Annotated in this window: 21 protein-coding genes; 10 read left to right on the top strand and 11 right to left on the bottom strand. The window is 61.9% G+C overall.

Annotation, left to right across the window (positions count from 1 at the left end):
• The first annotated feature begins 469 nt into the window (after positions 1–469).
• The gene (gene rarD / locus P0D96_RS12175) at positions 470–1,366 is read left to right on the top strand and encodes an EamA family transporter RarD (protein ID WP_408313586.1); all 897 of its coding nucleotides are present in this window, start codon (positions 470–472) and stop codon (positions 1,364–1,366) included.
• A 50-nt stretch (positions 1,367–1,416) separates the two neighbouring features.
• Here rarD and P0D96_RS12170 read toward each other — a convergent pair whose 3' ends face one another.
• Positions 1,417–1,956, bottom strand: coding sequence for an Mpo1 family 2-hydroxy fatty acid dioxygenase (locus P0D96_RS12170; protein WP_408177569.1), 540 nt, complete (start codon positions 1,954–1,956; stop codon positions 1,417–1,419).
• Positions 1,957–2,047: 91 nt separating this feature from the next.
• Here P0D96_RS12170 and P0D96_RS12165 point away from each other — a divergent pair, with 91 nt between their 5' ends.
• A complete protein-coding gene (locus P0D96_RS12165) occupies positions 2,048–2,761 on the top strand; it encodes a Crp/Fnr family transcriptional regulator (RefSeq protein ID WP_408177568.1) in 714 nt (237 codons plus the stop codon).
• A 34-nt stretch (positions 2,762–2,795) separates the two neighbouring features.
• Here the strand turns inward: P0D96_RS12165 and P0D96_RS12160 are convergent, their stop codons facing one another.
• Positions 2,796–3,020 (bottom strand): hypothetical protein, encoded by a 225-nt coding sequence (locus P0D96_RS12160; RefSeq protein ID WP_408177567.1) that lies wholly within the window; start codon positions 3,018–3,020, stop codon positions 2,796–2,798.
• Positions 3,021–3,266: 246 nt separating this feature from the next.
• On the opposite strand from P0D96_RS12160, the gene P0D96_RS12155 reads away from it, so the two are divergent.
• Positions 3,267–3,851: a lytic transglycosylase domain-containing protein gene (locus P0D96_RS12155; RefSeq protein ID WP_408313585.1), complete on the top strand. Its 585-nt coding sequence runs from the start codon at positions 3,267–3,269 to the stop codon at positions 3,849–3,851.
• A 45-nt stretch (positions 3,852–3,896) separates the two neighbouring features.
• Here the strand turns inward: P0D96_RS12155 and P0D96_RS12150 are convergent, their stop codons facing one another.
• The 6 genes from P0D96_RS12150 to P0D96_RS12125 form a co-directional block, all read right to left on the bottom strand.
• Positions 3,897–4,781: a 4-hydroxy-tetrahydrodipicolinate synthase family protein gene (locus P0D96_RS12150; RefSeq protein ID WP_132383320.1), complete on the bottom strand. Its 885-nt coding sequence runs from the start codon at positions 4,779–4,781 to the stop codon at positions 3,897–3,899.
• Between the two features lie 2 nt (positions 4,782–4,783).
• Positions 4,784–5,125 (bottom strand): hypothetical protein, encoded by a 342-nt coding sequence (locus P0D96_RS12145; RefSeq protein WP_132383318.1) that lies wholly within the window; start codon positions 5,123–5,125, stop codon positions 4,784–4,786.
• Positions 5,126–5,375: 250 nt separating this feature from the next.
• The gene (locus P0D96_RS12140; RefSeq protein WP_342960210.1) at positions 5,376–5,756 is read right to left on the bottom strand and encodes a hypothetical protein; all 381 of its coding nucleotides are present in this window, start codon (positions 5,754–5,756) and stop codon (positions 5,376–5,378) included.
• Between the two features lie 301 nt (positions 5,757–6,057).
• Positions 6,058–6,318 (bottom strand): hypothetical protein, encoded by a 261-nt coding sequence (locus P0D96_RS12135; protein WP_132383314.1) that lies wholly within the window; start codon positions 6,316–6,318, stop codon positions 6,058–6,060.
• Complete coding sequence (locus P0D96_RS12130) at positions 6,311–7,060, bottom strand: DNA/RNA non-specific endonuclease (RefSeq protein ID WP_408177565.1); 750 nt, start codon at positions 7,058–7,060, stop codon at positions 6,311–6,313. Before P0D96_RS12130 ends, P0D96_RS12135 begins: the two co-directional genes overlap by 8 nt.
• Positions 7,061–7,325: 265 nt before the next feature.
• The gene (locus P0D96_RS12125; RefSeq protein WP_342960212.1) at positions 7,326–7,685 is read right to left on the bottom strand and encodes a DUF3564 domain-containing protein; all 360 of its coding nucleotides are present in this window, start codon (positions 7,683–7,685) and stop codon (positions 7,326–7,328) included.
• Positions 7,686–7,844: 159 nt separating this feature from the next.
• Here P0D96_RS12125 and P0D96_RS12120 point away from each other — a divergent pair, with 159 nt between their 5' ends.
• On the top strand, positions 7,845–8,519 hold the full coding sequence (locus tag P0D96_RS12120; protein WP_408313582.1) for a DUF4410 domain-containing protein: 675 nt from the start codon (positions 7,845–7,847) through the stop codon (positions 8,517–8,519).
• Positions 8,520–8,581: 62 nt separating this feature from the next.
• On the opposite strand, the gene P0D96_RS12115 is transcribed toward P0D96_RS12120, so the two are convergent.
• Both P0D96_RS12115 and P0D96_RS12110 read right to left on the bottom strand, forming a co-directional pair.
• A complete protein-coding gene (locus P0D96_RS12115; RefSeq protein WP_408313580.1) occupies positions 8,582–10,276 on the bottom strand; it encodes an acid phosphatase in 1,695 nt (564 codons plus the stop codon).
• Between the two features lie 98 nt (positions 10,277–10,374).
• The gene (locus P0D96_RS12110; protein ID WP_132379269.1) at positions 10,375–10,662 is read right to left on the bottom strand and encodes a hypothetical protein; all 288 of its coding nucleotides are present in this window, start codon (positions 10,660–10,662) and stop codon (positions 10,375–10,377) included.
• A 302-nt stretch (positions 10,663–10,964) separates the two neighbouring features.
• On the opposite strand from P0D96_RS12110, the gene P0D96_RS12105 reads away from it, so the two are divergent.
• Positions 10,965–11,939: an IclR family transcriptional regulator gene (locus P0D96_RS12105; protein WP_408177563.1), complete on the top strand. Its 975-nt coding sequence runs from the start codon at positions 10,965–10,967 to the stop codon at positions 11,937–11,939.
• A gap of 90 nt (positions 11,940–12,029) precedes the next feature.
• Here P0D96_RS12105 and P0D96_RS12100 read toward each other — a convergent pair whose 3' ends face one another.
• Positions 12,030–13,103 carry a porin gene (locus P0D96_RS12100; RefSeq protein ID WP_408177562.1) on the bottom strand — a complete coding sequence of 358 codons (1,074 nt, stop codon included), beginning with the start codon at positions 13,101–13,103 and terminating at the stop codon, positions 12,030–12,032.
• A 441-nt stretch (positions 13,104–13,544) separates the two neighbouring features.
• Between P0D96_RS12100 and P0D96_RS12095 the strand changes: the two genes are divergently transcribed.
• From P0D96_RS12095 to P0D96_RS12075, 5 genes are read left to right on the top strand one after another with little or no spacing between them, the layout of a single operon-like run.
• Positions 13,545–13,859: a non-heme iron oxygenase ferredoxin subunit gene (locus P0D96_RS12095; protein ID WP_074289216.1), complete on the top strand. Its 315-nt coding sequence runs from the start codon at positions 13,545–13,547 to the stop codon at positions 13,857–13,859.
• Between the two features lies 1 nt (position 13,860).
• On the top strand, positions 13,861–14,172 hold the full coding sequence (locus P0D96_RS12090) for a recombinase-like helix-turn-helix domain-containing protein (protein ID WP_408177561.1): 312 nt from the start codon (positions 13,861–13,863) through the stop codon (positions 14,170–14,172).
• A 48-nt stretch (positions 14,173–14,220) separates the two neighbouring features.
• Complete coding sequence (locus tag P0D96_RS12085) at positions 14,221–15,315, top strand: aromatic ring-hydroxylating dioxygenase subunit alpha (RefSeq protein ID WP_132379261.1); 1,095 nt, start codon at positions 14,221–14,223, stop codon at positions 15,313–15,315.
• Complete coding sequence (locus P0D96_RS12080; protein WP_408313578.1) at positions 15,308–16,075, top strand: SDR family oxidoreductase; 768 nt, start codon at positions 15,308–15,310, stop codon at positions 16,073–16,075. Before P0D96_RS12085 ends, P0D96_RS12080 begins: the two co-directional genes overlap by 8 nt.
• A 26-nt stretch (positions 16,076–16,101) precedes the next feature.
• The gene (locus tag P0D96_RS12075) at positions 16,102–16,629 is read left to right on the top strand and encodes a cupin domain-containing protein (protein WP_408177558.1); all 528 of its coding nucleotides are present in this window, start codon (positions 16,102–16,104) and stop codon (positions 16,627–16,629) included.
• The last annotated feature ends 18 nt before the right edge of the window (positions 16,630–16,647 follow it).

The raw sequence follows: 16,647 nt of genomic DNA, 5'->3' as shown, positions 1-16,647 counted from the left end.
CTGCCATCGCCGGCCCGGCTCATGGATGCTGCACATGCCGTCCCCCAAGGGGACTTCCTGCAGGGCGTTGCGAACGGTGATGCAAACAGCGTCGCAAGACTAAGTAGCAAGATTCGCGCTTGAGCCGCTTGGCGCGAGATGATGTGCGGCGTTGCCGGTGAAAAGCCCGGCGTTGTTGGCCGCACGTGAAGTTATGTTCTAGTCCATCGACGCGCGATGCGCACGGAATAATTTCAGCCCGCCGACGAAACCATGCGGAGTCGCGAACGGATAACCCGTCTAGAATGCCGCCTTTGCGCCGCTTATCGAAGACAAAAAAACGCAGTGCCGGATACGCACTGCCCGCTTGTGAGACCTCACTTCTAATGACAACAACGAACGCCGCGCGATTGAATGCTGCGCTACAAACATATCTGCCTGCACACGTGCCTGTCTTGCACGTCGACGCGCTTGCCCAACGGGGCGCTCAATGAACCAGTATGACCCAAAGCGCGGCATCGCGTTGTCGGTCTGCGCATCGACGATGTTTGCTTTACTGTCCGCTTACGCCACACTGCTCGCGCCGCTGAACGGCCTCGATATTTTCGCGTGGCGCATCGTCTGGACTGTGCCGGGCGCGCTACTGCTGGTGGCGTTGCGAAAGCGCCTGCCGATTCTCCGGCAACTTCTTTACCGCATGGTGACCGAGCCGAGACTCGGCGCCGCGATGATCGTAAGCGCGGCCTTGCTCGGCGCGCAACTGTGGGTCTTTCTATGGGCGCCGCTGCACGGCCGGATGCTCGACGTCTCGCTCGGCTATTTCCTGCTGCCGCTGGTGATGGTGCTCGTCGGGCGTTTCTACTACCACGAGCGCCTCGACGGATTGCAGTGGTGGGCCGTTGCGTTCGCGGCGGCAGGCGTCGCACATGAGCTGTGGATCACGGGCGCGTTTTCGTGGCCGACCTTGCTCGTCGCGCTCGGCTATCCGCCATATTTCGTGTTGCGCCGCAAAATCAATCACGATTCGCTCGCCATGTTCACCGTGGAGATGGTGCTGCTGTTGCCGCCGGCAATCGTGTTCGTGATCAGCGGTGGCTCGCTGCCGATGATCTCCGGCCGTCTTGACATGTGGTGTCTATTGTTGCCTGGCCTCGGCGCACTGAGCACCATTGCGCTGGCGTCGTATCTCAAGGCGAGCCGGTTGTTGCCGGTCGCGTTGTTCGGCATTCTCGGCTACGTCGAGCCGGTGCTGCTGGTGCTGATCTCGATCACGTTGCTCGGTGAAACGTTGAGCGCGGGACAGTTGGCCACCTACATTCCCATCTGGATCGCGGTCGCGTTGACGGCATTGCATAGCGTGCGCCTCGTTCGCTTCGCGCCGAACTGAGTTGGGTTGATTCGGATCGACCGTGCAGTCGATGAAGCGGGCGGCGCGCTTCAGCGATGTGCCGCGGTACGGTCAGCATTGATACGCGTCGGAGCGACTTGCGCTTCGATCGCTTCGCGTAGCGCGGGCCGCCAGCCGAAGCCGAACAACGCTTCGGCCAGCACGAACAGCGGTCCGATCAGCAGGCCGATCACATCATCGACAAAGGCCGGCTTGCGATGTTCGTAGGCAACGTGGCCGATGAACTGAAACACCCAGCCGACCAGAAAGAGCCCGACGCCGATCACGAGCCACGCGAACGTGGATTGCGTGGCTGTCCACTGGCCGAACGCGACGCAGAGTGCGGACACGAACGCCATCATCACGCCGAGCGGCACGTCGAGCACGAGGTAATACAGCGTTGCCGCGACGAATAACACCCACGCCGGCGACAAGGTCAGCGGCCACGCGCCGACAGCGAAAGCAGGCCGGCTCAATAACACCGCCAAGGCCAGCACGATCATCGGAATGCCGACGAAGTGCGTGGCGATATTGCGCCGGTCACGATGGTAGGCCGCGTATTGCGTAAGCTGTTGCGTCAGCGTTCTCATGGATGCCGCTCCTCCTTCAAAGTCAGCATAATCGCGGGCAGCGGAATTTGAAACCATCGGGTAGCCGACAATCGGGCATGAGTGCCGTTCTATGACAGCGAGTTTTCCATCGAATGAGCTTGCCGCGTTGCTTGGGCGCAGCGCGTGGTTTCGCTCGGCGCCGCCCGCGATGCAGGCGCAGTTGATCGAAGCGGGGCGTGTCGAACGTCTCGCTGCCGGTCAGCGACTTTTCACGCGCGGCGATTCCGATGATGGCCTCTATTGTGTGCTCGATGGCCTGATGAGAATCGGCGCGGCCAGTTCGGCGGGCAAGGAGGCCTTGCTTGCCGTCATCGATCCGGGGAACTGGTTCGGCGAGATCGCGCTGTTCGACAACCGGCCGCGAACCCATGACGCGTATGCCGAACGCGATTCCGAGCTGTTTCATGTGCCGCGCGCCGCACTCGCCGCGCTGCTCGAACGCACGCCCGCCTATTGGCATCTATTCGGTTTGCTGTTGACGCAAAAGCTGCGTCTTGCGTTCGACGCGATCGAAGAGGCCGCATTGCTGCCCGCCGCGCAACGCGTGGCGCGCCGCTTGTTATTGATGGCAGGCGGCTACGGCGAGCCCGGTGCATTGCGGCGCGTGCTCAAAGTCCCGCAAGAAGATCTCGCGATGATGCTGGCGCTCTCCCGGCAAACGATCAACCAGGTGTTGAAGCAGTTCGAAACACAAGGCGCACTGAAACTCGGCTATGCGGAAATCGAAATCACCGATGTGCAAAAACTTGGCGCGCTGGCGGAGTTGAATCCCGCTGCGGATTGATTGCTGTGCTTTTGCTTTTTTTCTTTCGCCTTGCTCACGAGAAGAAGGCAAACGGCAGCGTGGCGGCCAGATAGACCGCGATACCCATCGACGGCAAGCCCACCGCGATAGCGATGGCCGCGATGGCGCTGCTCGCGACGGTCAGCGCAAGCGTGCGCTGACGAGCCGTCTTCCGCCCGGCGAGCGATGCGCGTTGCGGCGTGTCGCTGGTGTCATCTAGCGAAACGGCGGCGTGCTGGCGGATGTTCAGACTGGACATGATGACTTTCCGATGATCGATCATTGGAGTCTGACATTTCCGCCATATCGAACGGCTCAATAACGCGTTGCCCGGCGCAAAAGAGATGTATACGGCCGCCGCAATCCACTACGCGACGCTGAAATCTTTATAAGCTTTTTACGGCACGCCCCTGTTTCTTTTGCGATTCGCTACATCCAGCCCGGTAAGGTCGAGACACCCCGGTCAGGAAGCGAAAATATGCATGGAAATGGTGTTCTGGATGGTGTGCCAGTACAACGAAAAGTCGGCCGCTATCCGGTATCCGGCTTGACGATCATGCTTGTGGCGATCTTCGTCTCATGCGCCACTGCCGCGCATGCCGCTGACGCTCAGCCGGTTACACAGGCACCCATCGTTGCGAGCGAGGCGACTTCAGAAACCAGCTTGCCGGCTCTCAGCGATATCACCGCCGTGCTGCGCGCGCAATTTCGCGTGGCGCCAATGGAATCGCTGAAGATCGCGCGCGCCGTGCTGATCGAATCCGATCGCCACGCGATCTCGCCCGTCTTGCTGCTTGCGGTGATGGCGGTTGAATCGAGCTTCGATCGCCATGCGGTCAGCGTCGCGGGCGCGCGAGGGCTCATGCAGATCCTGCCCGCCGCACATCCGCAATTGATCGCGGGCGCAACCGATCTGTCCGATCCGGCAATCAATGTGCGGATCGGCTCGACCATTCTGCGCCGCTATCTCGACGAGAGCGACGGCGATATCGATGCCGCGTTGTTTCGCTACAGCGGCGGCGGGCGTGGCTATGCGCGCCGCGTCGTGCTGAATATGCAGCGTTTCGACGCAAGCTTGCGCCGTGAATGAAGTACTCATTCGCGGCGCAGTGAGGATAGATCGAATGGGAGTGCGCTAGTTCATCACGCCGGCAAACTCGGCACGCAAATCCTGCAGCCTGTCGCGCGCGGTGCTCAGACGATCGACGAGCTGCGCCGAAGCGCGCGAGATCGGCATGCGTGTTTCGTCGCTGAGCGCATGATCGAAGGCCAGCATGGCTTTGATTGCGGACGGATTCGGCGCGGCGAACAGGAGCCGCAAGACGGGCAGCAAGCTGGCGAACAGATTGCGCGCGTCCACCTCGCGTTCAGCCCCGAGCAGGTCCTGGTACGCGACCAGCAGATCCGCGCAGACGTGCGCGCTGGCCAGAATGCCGCCTGTTCCGCCGTGATGCAGACAATCGTCCAAGGCTTCGTCCGTGCCGCACAGGACGTTGATCGGCAGGGCGCTCAACTTGTCGAAATGCTCCTTCACGCACTCCTTGATCGCGACGATGTTGCCGCACTCGATGAGGCGCGCGACGGTATCCGGCGCGATCGTCACGCCGGTTCGGTGCGGCACGTCGTACAGGACGATGGGGCGCTCGGTGGCGAGCGCGGCCTGCTCGAAGTGCCACTGCACGCCGGCCTGATCCGGACACACGTATGACGGCGCGGAGACCAGATAGCCCGCGCACTCCCAGCGCTCATAGCGCTGAATATCGTGCAGGACGTCGCGTGTGTTCGACCCGCCGACGCCGATCAGCATCGGCAGACGGGAGCCGGTCACTTCGGTCAGCGCCTGCAATACGGTGAGGCGCTCGGCTTCCTGTAACAAGGCGGCTTCGCCCGTCGTGCTCAACGCGACGATGCCGCTGATCTCCGTGCGCAAGTAGTATTCCGCGAGGCGCTGCAATGAGTCGATATCGACTTCGCCGTTACGCAGCGGCGTAACGATGGGCAACCAGATACCTGAGAACATGATTAGCGCGCCTTTGCGGCCGCGCTGCGGCGCTTCAATGGCCCGATCGTCGCAGCGGGAAGCGTCGAGATCAGCGTGTGCAGCGTGAAGTCGAGGTCGTCGGGGGCAATGTCGAGTTGCACGCGGATTTCCTGGCGGACCGCTTCTGTGGAGACGACGTAGACACCGAGAGGAGAATGAAGCAGGACGCGAAGCTGGGTGCCGGGAAGTTCGTACGATCGGTGCGGCAGGGTTACCTGCAAGCGGACGCGCGTCGCGGGAAAGGGAATGACGTTGTTGCGTTGAACGTGCGGCTCGTTGAGCGGCTGAGTGGCAAAACTGTCGATTGATTGTGTGAGAGCCATGTGATGCGGCGTTCGTCGACGCCATGGTTGATCAAGACAGCTTCAGATTAGACGTCTGCGGGTAAACGCGGTGCAAAAATTGGGGTGTTCGTTGGAAAAATCATACGGCTCCCTTAACGTGCAAGAACTCGACGCGATCCGAAACGCGCATGAAAAAAGGCGAGTCATATGACTCGCCCTCCCTGAACGGCACATTCGGCTTCGATTACCTACACATGCCTGGCCGGTGCGTGCCGGAACCGATCACGTGTTATTGCGTTTTCGTCGTGTCGGTCTTTGCGCCGTCGGCTTTCACCGGGGCATTGCTGGCCTCTTTCGCGCTCTCCGTTTTAGTCTTGGCGGCGCTCGTTTCTGCCGCGGCTTTCTTGGTGGTCTTGTGGGCTTTTGCCGTGTGATGGGCGGAAGTCTTCTTCACTTGCGCTTTGGTGGCGGCTTTGGCCGGCGCTTTCGTTGCCGCGGCGCCTTCGTCCGTGGCGCCCGTTTGCACGGCGGTGCTCGCCTTCAGGTTCGCCTGGCCAGCGGGCTGCGTCTGCGCGGGCTGGGCGGCTTGTGTGGTGGACGGTGCGGCCGTTTGAGCGAAAGCGGTCGACACGAGCAGAGCGGAAGCGAGAGCGGCGAAAAGCGTCTTCATGGTTTAACTCCTGGTTAACCGGTTGATTCCTGGTTGATTCTTGTATCGCGGCTGAAATGTTTCAGCGCTGCCGGTTTAACGTTGGCGGGGAGACAGGAGTTGACGACGGTGTGGTGACAAAACGTAACCGCTGAAACATATTGGGGATCCCGAAGCAGTTTCAGCTACGCGGCCCACGGCGGTGAACGGTGCCGGATACGACGATGCGCTAGCAGGGGTATTCCGAAACGTGAGACCGCGTGCGAAAGGCGAAGGCGGCGAACGTCTTCGCGCCTCCGCATGACTGCGCTAAGTTAGCGCGTCATTGAAACGGGTTCTGGACGACCCCCGGTTTCGCATCCGGTTCATCCTTCACTTTCGCGGGCAAATTGCTCTGCGCCTGCAAGCTGGTCACGATCGCATCCACTGCTTCCTTGAGTGCCAGCGCCGCCTTCAATCCGCGCTGATCCTGCGTCAGTTCCAGCGTGCCATTCAGCACGATGCGCGTCGTACCGTTACTCACGGTCAACGCATCGCCCTGAATGTTCAGCACATCGTCGTCGTTCGAATAGGGTTTAAACACCTTTCAGTCCTCCCGGTCGCTGATCTTTGAGGTTCTCCGGAATGCCCGGAAAACGGATGCCCGATGCTGCTTCGAGTTCGTGAATTGTCTTGATGTCGTAACGGTTGGTCGAGACGTTGTCCACCACCACGGCGAACGCCAGCTTCCGCGACGGCACGTAGACCACCTTGAACAACTGCGTCGGCACGAACACGCGGGTTGGTCCAATGGTCTGCAACTGCTGGCCGTTGAAGATCGGGCCGGTGACGACATAGGTATCGTCGTACGACACGGCGATCTTGCGCACCGAGGTTTCAATGCGCGCCCACAGACGCTGGTTGTTCTCGCGGTTTTGTGGCACGACGTTGGCCAGTGAGAACGATTGTGCCATCGCCTCCTGATTCCAGCGATTACCCGCCGGGCTCATATGACCGCGATCGAACCCGCTGCGCTTGTAGTCCGCGAGCGTGGCGCCTTCGCCGTCCGGCAGACGCGCGTCTTCGAAGAACTTGTTGGTGCGCACCATGTCTTTGGCGGCTTCGATATGGTCGCGCGTCAGATGCTCGGCGGACCACAGCGGACCGTGCGTGATGCCCGAATGCAAAACCGCGAAATCGCTATAGCAAAGCATGCGCGTTTTCGGGGCCATCTTCTGATTGCTCAGAACCGGCCATTGCGCATTCGGTGTGAATTGGGTGCAGGAAGGCGCTGCGCTAGCGTGAGCGGCAACGGCGAACAACAGACAGGCAAACCACTTCTTCATGTGTCAGTCAGTCGAGGGATGGGGGCGCAAGTATAGCGTTGCGACCACATCGCGCCGCACCAAAAAAAACGGGCCGCCTTGCAGCGACCCTAATGCGTGGACTTCCAACTCTACGCACGCAAACTTAAGGCGAGCTTAAATGCGCAGGAGACGAAAGCGGCAATCGAAAAAAAGTGCGCACGAACGCGCATACGAATGTACCCATGCGCTAGCGAAGCGCCGCTCGCGCACGGAAAATTCGACCGATAAAAAAGGGTGTGGAAACTTAATTGCCGAATACGCTGTGTTCAGCGCGGACCTGTTGGCGGTCCACTGCTTGCAGACGCCAGAAGCCGCTGGTCGTCGCGCGCGTCGGCAGGGCAGTCCATGCTGCGGCGCCTTGCGCGGCGCTCACGCGCTGCTTGCGGTCCACGTGCAATCCGCGCAGCGTGCACAACGGCGCATCCGTGCTGGGCGCACAGAGGGTCGTCACACCGTTATCGTCGTGTAACTCGCCCCAGGGGGGCAGATCGATCCCTTGATGTGCTTCTCTCGACCACCGGTGTTCGTCGGTATCGAGCCATAGCACAGCGTAGTCATGGCTGACGGTGGGATCGGAACCGTTGATGAGGATGGTCAGTCGCATGGCGGGTTCCGTACAAAGTGCGAAGTTGGCTTTACCAGTCTACGCCGCAAAGCGTGTTATGCAAGGCAAAACGTATGACGATCAGGCACGAAAAAACGGACGCCCGATGCGTACGGCTGTACGATAGCCGCGTCCTGTTGACGTTCGCGGAGGCATGCCATGCTGAGTCGATTTCTGCAATGCGCGGTGATCGCGGGATGCCTGAGCGCGGTGGCCGCCGTCAGCGCCGCGGCGGACAGCGCACCGTTCGCCGCGCCGGTGCCGATCGTCTATGTAGCCGACTTCGATCTAGACGTGGCGAACGTGACGCCGGACAGCGGACCGGGCCAACGCGCGCGCCGCCTGCGCGGTTTGCTGCCGAGCGGACCGGGACCGATGGGGCAGGACAAAAATCCTCAGGACCACGCCAAACACATCGTGGACGAAATGGCGGACGCGCTGACGGACGATCTGAAGAAGGCTGGTGTCGATGCGCGCCGCAGTGCGCCGGGTCAGCCGTTGCCGGCTGTCGGTTGGCAAGTGCGCGGCGTGTTTCTGAGCGTTGATGATGGCAATCGCCTCAGGCGTGCCATGGTGGGTTTCGGCGCGGGCCAGAACGACATCCAGGTGGCGGTGTCGTGCGATAGTCTCGGGGCACCTGATTTGCCGCCGCTGTATCAGGCCGTCGACGAAGCCGACAGCAAGGGCATGCCGGGCGCGGTCATCAAACTGAATCCGTACGTGATCGCCGCCAAGTTCGTGATGGCGAGCGGCGACGAGAAGAAGACGATCAAGAAGACGGCGGAGCAGATTTCAGATGCGGTGATCGCCAAGCTGCATGGCGTCGCGCAGTAGTTTGCGCTGAAACACCGGCGGCGCGGCCGCAGGCGTTTCAACTCTCACGAACTCTCGAACCTTCAAGCCAGATCCAACGGCGCTGTCAAATCGCCCAGCGGCGCGAGCCCATTGCTCGCGAATGCGCGATCGCGCGCCACCACACCGTCGAGCGGCGCGAGGCCGTGCACACGGCTGATCAGTCGAAGAATCGAATTGGTGTCGTACACCGTGTGATCGACGTAACCCTTCCTCGCCAGCGGCGATATCACCAGCGCGGGAATCCGCGAGCCTGGACCCCAGCGATCGCCCTTCGGCGGCGACACGTGGTCCCACCAGCCGCCGTTCTCGTCGACGGTGACGATCACGACCGTGTTCGCCCACTGCGGCCCGCGTTGAATATGCTCGATCACCGTCGCGATGTGACGGTCGCCCGACTCGACGTCCGCGTAACCCGCGTGCATGTTCAGATCGCCTTGCGGCTTGTAGAACGCGACTGCCGGTAAGCGTCCTGCATCGATATCCGCGATCAGATGGTTGGTCGACGCGTCGTTGCCGAGGCCGCCATCGCGGAGATACTTTCGCCGTGCCGCCGTGCCCGGCGCGTAGTTGGTGAAGTAGTTGAACGGCTGGTGGTGATACTGGAAGTCGGGCACCGCGCCCGTATCCTGGTGCTCCAACGCGTACTGCCAGGCGCCGCTGTACCACGCCCAGTCGACACCCTTGTCGGTCAGCCGGTCGCCGATCGTCGCGTAATTCTGTGGCGGAAGCACGCGCGGATTCGACAGGTCCGCGAAGGCCGGATTGCCGCCTTCGGCCGGCCGCACGTTGCTCGGCTGATACGGCGGCGCCATGGTGTTGACGGCGTAGCCGTCGGCGGTGAACGCGCCGTCGTTGACGAATTTCGGCGGGCCGTCGAGTGCGGAGGCGGGCGACTCTTCCGACTGCTTCAACCGCGTACCGGTCGGATCGTCGCCGTCGACCACCGACACCATCTTCTTCGCCGGGCTGTTCTGGATGTCGGGATAGAACGGCGCCTGCGCCGAGATCAGAAAGATGTGGTTCAGCCACGAGCCGCCGAAGGCGGCCATGAAGAAGTTGTCGCACACCGTGTACTGCTGCGCGAGATTCCACAGACGCAGCGTGTCGGCGGAATTGCGGTAGTGCCCCATCACCAGGCCGCCGGAATCTCCCCATGCGGCGAACTGGTTGTTGCGGCCGGCATTGATCTGCATCTGGTTCTGATAGAAGCGATGCACCAGATCGCGTGTGATCACGCCGGTCGGCAGCGGCGCGCCCTGCGCGTCGGCGATATGGAACGGGCGGTTATGCAGGTTGACGATATCCTTCTGGCCGATCATGTAGCGCTTGCCGTCCACTTCCTGGGCTTGCGGCACGAGGCCGCCCCAGATGGCCGGCAAGCGCGGCAGCGGCGTTTTGCCGTCGCGGTCGAGTTGCAGATAGCGCTCGGCGCTCACGGCATCGAGCGGATGCTGGACGCCGGGGAAATTGCCGTACAGGTTCGCGAAGCTGCGGTTCTCCGCGTAGATCACTACGATGTGCTTGACCTGATCGTGAAGCGCGGCGTCGAGCCGCAAGTCGGCAGCGCTGCGCGGCGCGCCAGTGCTCGACATGCTTTGGTCGGTTTTGCAGCCCGTCAGCGCCAGTCCGATACCGACCGCTGCCAGGCCGGTCAGGACTCGGCGGCGGTCGGGGTCGTCGGGGGCGTTATCGGCGTTGTCGGCGTTCGGCGGCAGAGTGGAGTCGTGGTCGGTCATCGGTAGGTTCCGAAGTGGCTGTGACGGGCACTAGAGCGCCGCTCGGAGCGGCGTGCGCGCGGCACCGGTTGCGGATTCGAAGCGGCGAAAGAGGCAGACTAAGGCAGCCGGCGCTTCACGCGCCAACTGTTATGCGTGGCGTCGACGGCAAGCAGAAGCCAATGCCGCGTATCGACTGGGTGACGCTTTTGCGTGGCATAGCGATCGACCATCAATTCGAGTTCGTCGAGCGCTCGGCGGTGGCACGTGGCGTTGGCGCCGGAACCATCCGCGAATTCGACGACGGCGGCTGCCCCCCGGGCCGGCTCGGGCAAGTGCGCGATGCGCACCGCGCAGCCCGGATAAAGGTGCGAGTCGGCAACCTGAATCTGAATGGAATCGGACATGAGCATGGCCTCCGGACGCCTGGGCGGAGCGAATGCGCGGCAGCGAGACCTCGCGCAATGGACCGCTTCAAAGCATAGCACCGCACGAAATGGTGGCGGTGCAGCAAATGGCATGGTTAACCACGACCCGGCCCACGACCCGGCGCACGACCCGGCATAGCGCGCGCGTGTCGCGTTGGTTGACGATCGCACGGCTTGCGGCCACGGCGTCGTGCAAGAAATAGCGAAGGCGGTGAGGGCGGCGCGCGCCACGCGCTATCATGCTGATCTGACCTTGATGAACAGCAGAAACGGCAGCCAAGATGGCAAAAGAAGAGCAGACAGGAGTGGGACGCAAGCACGCAAAGCCACGCGGTGCGGCCGCCTCGATTTCGCAGGACGACGCGTTGCCGCCGGCCCAGGCGAACGACGCCGAGTCCCCGGATTCCACCGACGAAGAGAGCGCCGGCGGATCGACTTATCTCGTGCCGGGCCTCGAGCGCGGCCTGCGCATTCTGGCGGAATTCAGCGCGCGTGAGCCGGTGCTCGGCGCGCCCGAATTGTCGAAGCGCATCGGCATTCCGCGCACCACCACGTTCCGTTTATTGCAGACGCTCGAAGCGCTCGGCTTTCTCGAGCGCGTCAACGGCGACCGCTATTTCCGCCTGAGCGTCGCGGTGTTGAGGCTTGGTTTCGAATATCTGAGTTCGCTCGAATTGACCGATGTCGGCACGCCGATTCTCGAGCGCCTGCGTGACGCCACGGGTCTGAGCACGCATCTGCTGATCCGTGATCAGCGCGACGTGGTGTTCGTTGCCAAGGCGCAAACCCATGCGCCGATGTTCAGTTCGGTCAAGGTGCATGTCGGCACGCGTTTGCCGGCGCATGCGACGGTCCACGGTCAGGTATTGATGGGCGATCTGAGCTTCGAGGAGTTGCGTCAGTTGTATCCGGAGCCGCAACTGGAACGTTTCACCGAACGCACGCCGGCCACCGTCGAAGAACTGTACGAAAGAGTGCGCGAGAGCGCGGCGCTCGGTTATGCGTTGAGCGAAGCGTCGTTCGAGCGAGGTATTTCGGTGGTGAGCGCGCCGGTGCGCGAGCAGAGCGGCAAGATCGCAGCGGCGTTGACCGTGACGATTCCACGTTCGGATATCGGCGAAGCCGAAGAGCGCGAGCCGCTCATCATCGCGGTTTGCCAGGCGGCGCTCGAACTGTCCGAGCGACTCAGCTACCGGCCGCGCCCGGATGATCCGACTGCGGTTCAGGCTCGCCGCAAGTCGGTGGCGGCCGGTTGATTCCGCCTCTACTTCCGCATTCACTTCAGCGCTAGTCCGGCTGCGATTGCGGCCGGACTGCATGCTCCACATCGCGGTTTCAGCAGAACCTCAGAACGAGTGATGGATGCCGGTCAGAATGATCGTCTGGTTCCGTCCACTCGACACACCCGCCGTAAAGAACGCCGCATCCGTATTCGAGCCGGCGCGCTCGTACAGCGCATTCACATACAACTGCGTCGACTTCGACAGCGCGTAGATATCGCCGATCTCGAACTGCGTCCAGCGATGCCCCGCCAATGTCGTCGTGGCAGCGCCGCCGGCCACGCTGTTGAATGGCGTGAACTGATAATTCGCGCCGACGTCGTAGCTCTGATACGTGTCCGAGTGTCCGCCCGACTCCAGCTTCACGCGCGTGTACAGACCGTGCACCAGCAGCTTGCCGAACTGGTATGACGCGCCCGCGCCCATGTTTTCGACCTTGTCCGCGGTGTAGTTGGCCGCAGGCACGCCCTGGAAGTTGGTGATGCCCGTCGTGACGATCGACGGTGTGCGATTGTGCTCGTTCGCATACGTCGCGCCGGCCTTGAACGGACCGTTCGCATAGCTAAGCGCGAAGCTCAAGGTCTTGCCGGTCGAGAAGTTGGTCGTGTTGCCGAGACCCATCATCGCGCCAACCTGGAAGCCGCTGAAACTCGCCGAGCGGAATTTCACCGAATTGTCGAACGGCACCACGCCCGTGTCAGCGAGCTCGTCGATATTGCCCGGGTGGAACGCGTACCAGCTGGCCGCCAGATAGGCCGTGCTCAGCGGACCCAACACGTCGAAGCTGAACGGCGTCTGATGACCGAGCGTCACCGTGCCGATCGTGTCCGAACTCAGGCCGACAAACGCCTGGCGATTGAACAGCACGCCGGGTTTAGCGAACGCGCCGGTGTTCGTATAGAAGCCGTTTTCCAACTGGAAGACTGCTTTCAGGCCGCCGCCCAGATCTTCCACCCCCTTCAGGCCCCAGCGGTCAGGCTGCATGTTGCCCTGTTCTTCCATCCACTTCGAATGGCCGCCTACATTGCTGATATACGCGACACCGGCATCCAGGCTGCCGTATAGCGTCACACTGCTCTGCGCCCATGCGCCCGTCGTTGCGCAGATTGCCGTCAAGCCGGCCGCAATGATGTGCTTCACCGTTGGTTCTCCTGATCACACGACGGATAGCTCTCGCCGGATTCGTCGTCCCTGATCCTTGCTTTGGGTTGAATGCAGCTCTGGGGTTTATGCGCCAAAACTGCTCCGCTTTATGTTCCACCTATGGGCGTCTGTATCGCCTATGGAAAATTATAGTGAGTCTGAGAGTAGTCAAAATAAATTTTCGGACCCCGTACAAACCCGCATAAGGGTGGCCGGATTCATCGGAAAATTTGGCTCAAACCCAAGCCCTGCACTGCTCGGCGAGTGCCGTAGCCATTCGCGCCGCCTCGCGCGATGCTGTGTTGAGAGCGCCACACTCGGTGTTTTCCCCTACCAGTCCAGATTTTTATTTTCTCTGGTCGAAGCCGCTCCTATAATTATCCATACACGAACTGATGTTCCTTGTATGGAACATAAGGCTTCAGGAGAAGGCGAGAAATGACTGAACAATGGCGCTGCGCCGGCCATGCCGGCGACCTGTCCGATGACGCGCCGCTCGAGTTCAAGCTCGACGGCACGGAGATCGGCATCTACAAGGTGGGCGATGCGCTGTACGCGCTGGAAAACGTCTGCCCCCATGCGTACGCGTTGCTGACGCAGGGCTTTGTCGACGGCGACACCGTCGAGTGCCCGCTGCACGAGGCCGTGTTCCATATCCCGACCGGCAAATGCTTGAAAGAGCCCGGTGGCCGCGACCTGAAGATGTACTCGGTGCGTCTCGCCGGCGAAGAAATCCAGATCAAGGTGGAATGACATGCGAGAGCAAATCGTGAATTTCAATCCCTTCCTGAAGCCGTGGCTCGCGCCGCAGCCGAACAACGTCGCCGGCAAGGGGGTGATCGAAAAGCCGGGCGAGACCGAGAACTTCATCTGGCAGACGCGTAAGGCCGAGCCGACGCAATACGAAAACGACTTTGGCGATGCGCTCGAGAAAGTTTTCGAAGCGGGCGCGGTGGAGTTGCAGGAAGTGGTCGACGGTTTGAACCGCGTCGGCTTCCGCACCCCGGAAGGCAGCACGTGGAACGCCGACCGCCTCGCCGCTGAATTCCGCCTGCTCGCCGAATAAGCGCGCTTTCCCGAACACGTTCATCGCATCCGTATCCGGAGTCTCTTCATGACGTCCCCCAATACAACTCAAGGCGCGGCTGACCCGATCCAGTCGTATCTGGACAAAGGCCTGCGTAACTACTGGTATCCCGTTGCGCCGAGCTGGCAAGTCGGCGACGCGCCAGTCGGCATCACGCGCCTCGGCGACCAGATCGTGCTGTGGCGCGACAAGGAAGGCAAAGTCCACGCGCTCGAAGACCGCTGCCCGCACCGCGGCGCGCGTCTGTCGCTCGGCTGGAACCTCGGCGGCAGTGTCGCGTGCTGGTATCACGGCATTGAAATCGATGGCAGCGGCGAAGTCACCAAAGTGCCGGCCGTGTCGAACTGCCCGCTGGAAGGCCAGAAATGCGTCAAGTCATATCCGGTCGAAGAGCATGCCGGCGCGATCTTCCTGTGGTTCGGCGACGAAGCGCATAAGGAACCGACGCCGCTGGTGTTGCCGGAAGAGCTGGTTGGCGAGGAATACGCGAGCTTCCTGTGCATGTCGAACTGGAAGTGCAATTACCAGTACGCGATCGACAACGTGATGGACCCGATGCACGGCGCGTATCTGCACGCGACCTCGCACTCGATGGCCGAAGGCGACAAGCAGGCCGACATGCGCGTGCGCAAGACTGAAACCGGTCTGATGTTCGAAAAGGTCGGCCAGCGCGACGTGAATTTCGACTGGGTGGAACTCGGCGAAACCGGCACGCTGTGGATGCGCCTCGCGATTCCCTACAAGAAGAAGTTCGGCCCGGGCGGCAACTTCGGGATCATCGGCTTTGCGACGCCGGTCGACGGCGACAACTGTCAGGTGTACTTCTGGCGCACCCGCAAGGTGTCGGGCTGGCAACGCGACGCCTGGCGCTTCCTGTACCGCAACCGCCTGGAAGGTCTGCATTGGGCCGTGCTGGAGCAAGACCGCTACGTGCTGGAAAGCATGGCGCCGAACGCGCGCAATCACGAGTTCCTGTATCAGCACGACGTCGGCATGACGCGTGTGCGCCGCATGTTGCGTCAGCGTGCACAGCAGGACTTCGCCGCGCTGGAAGCACATCGCGCTGAAGCCGCGAAGTCAGGCGCCGCGCAAACGGCAGATGCAGGCCACAGCCATGCATAACGACGCGTCCGCAGTGCTCAACGGCCGGCGCGTCCTCGTGACGGGCGGCGCGCGTGGTCTCGGCGCGGCATTCGTCCGCTCGCTCGTGCAGGCCGGCGCGCGCGTGGTGTTCGGCGACGTGCTGCACGAAGAAGCCAAGGCGCTCGCCGCATCGCTCGCCGAGCAAGGCCACGCGGTCACATACGTACCACTCGATCTCGCCGATCCCGCGAGCATCAAGCAATTTGCGGAGCAAGGCGCGGCGCAGCTCGGCGGTCTCGACGCCCTGATCAACAACGCGGCGATCACCAACTCAGGCGGCAAGTTTGCCGACGAGTTGTCTGTCGATACGTGGGACGCCGTGATGAACGTCAACGTGCGCGGCACCTGGCTGATGAGCACCGCCGCGCTGCCGTATCTGCGCGACTCGGGACGCGGCAGCATCGTCAACATCGCCTCGGACACGGCGATGTGGGGTGCGCCGAAGCTGCTCGCTTATGTCGCCAGCAAGGGCGCGGTGATTTCGATGACCCGCTCGCTGGCGCGTGAATTCGGCGCGCATCAGGTGACGGTCAACGCGATCGCGCCGGGGCTGACCGAAGTCGAGGCGACCGCGTACGTGCCCGACGAGCGTCACGAGTATTACTTGCAAGGCCGCGCGCTCACGCGCGCACAAGTGCCCGACGACGTCACCGGGCCGGTGCTGTTCCTGTTATCCGATGCCGCTCGCTTCGTGACCGGCCAATTGCTGCCGGTCAACGGCGGCTTCGTGATGAATTGACCTTGTCGAATCAAAAGGAGAAAGAGATGGCGGACGCCGATATCGAACGCAAATCGTGGGACCAACCCGCGGACGCGAGCTTTGCCCAATGGCTGGACACTCGCGTCGCGCGCCTGGAAACGCGTCGCTATGACTGGGACGCGCTGAAGTTCCAGGCCGACTACGACCCGAAGTATCGCCGCGCGCAAATGCGCTATGTCGGCACTGGCGGCACGGGCGTCGCGAAAGACATGAACACGGTGCCCGCAGGCGGCTTCACGTTCTCGACGATGGTGATCCCGGCCGGCAACATCGGCCCGAGCCATATTCATATGGATGTCGAAGAAATTTTCTTCGTGCTGCGCGGCAAGATGAAAGTGATCTGCGAGAAAGACGGCGAAACGTGGGAAGCGGTCCTCGGCGAGCGCGATCTGATCTCGGTGCCGCCGGGCGTGTATCGCACGGAAATCAACGTCGGCGAAGAAGACGCGTTGATGTGCGTGATGCTCGGTTCGCCGAAACCCATTACGCCGACGTATCCGCCGGATTCGCCGCTGGCCAAGCTCAAGCGCTAAGACGTCGTACCCGTTTCA

The organism is Paraburkholderia sp. RL17-347-BIC-D, assembly GCF_046027915.1.
In the GTDB taxonomy this organism is placed as follows: domain Bacteria; phylum Pseudomonadota; class Gammaproteobacteria; order Burkholderiales; family Burkholderiaceae; genus Paraburkholderia.
This window is presented reverse-complemented; position numbering and strand designations above follow the sequence as displayed.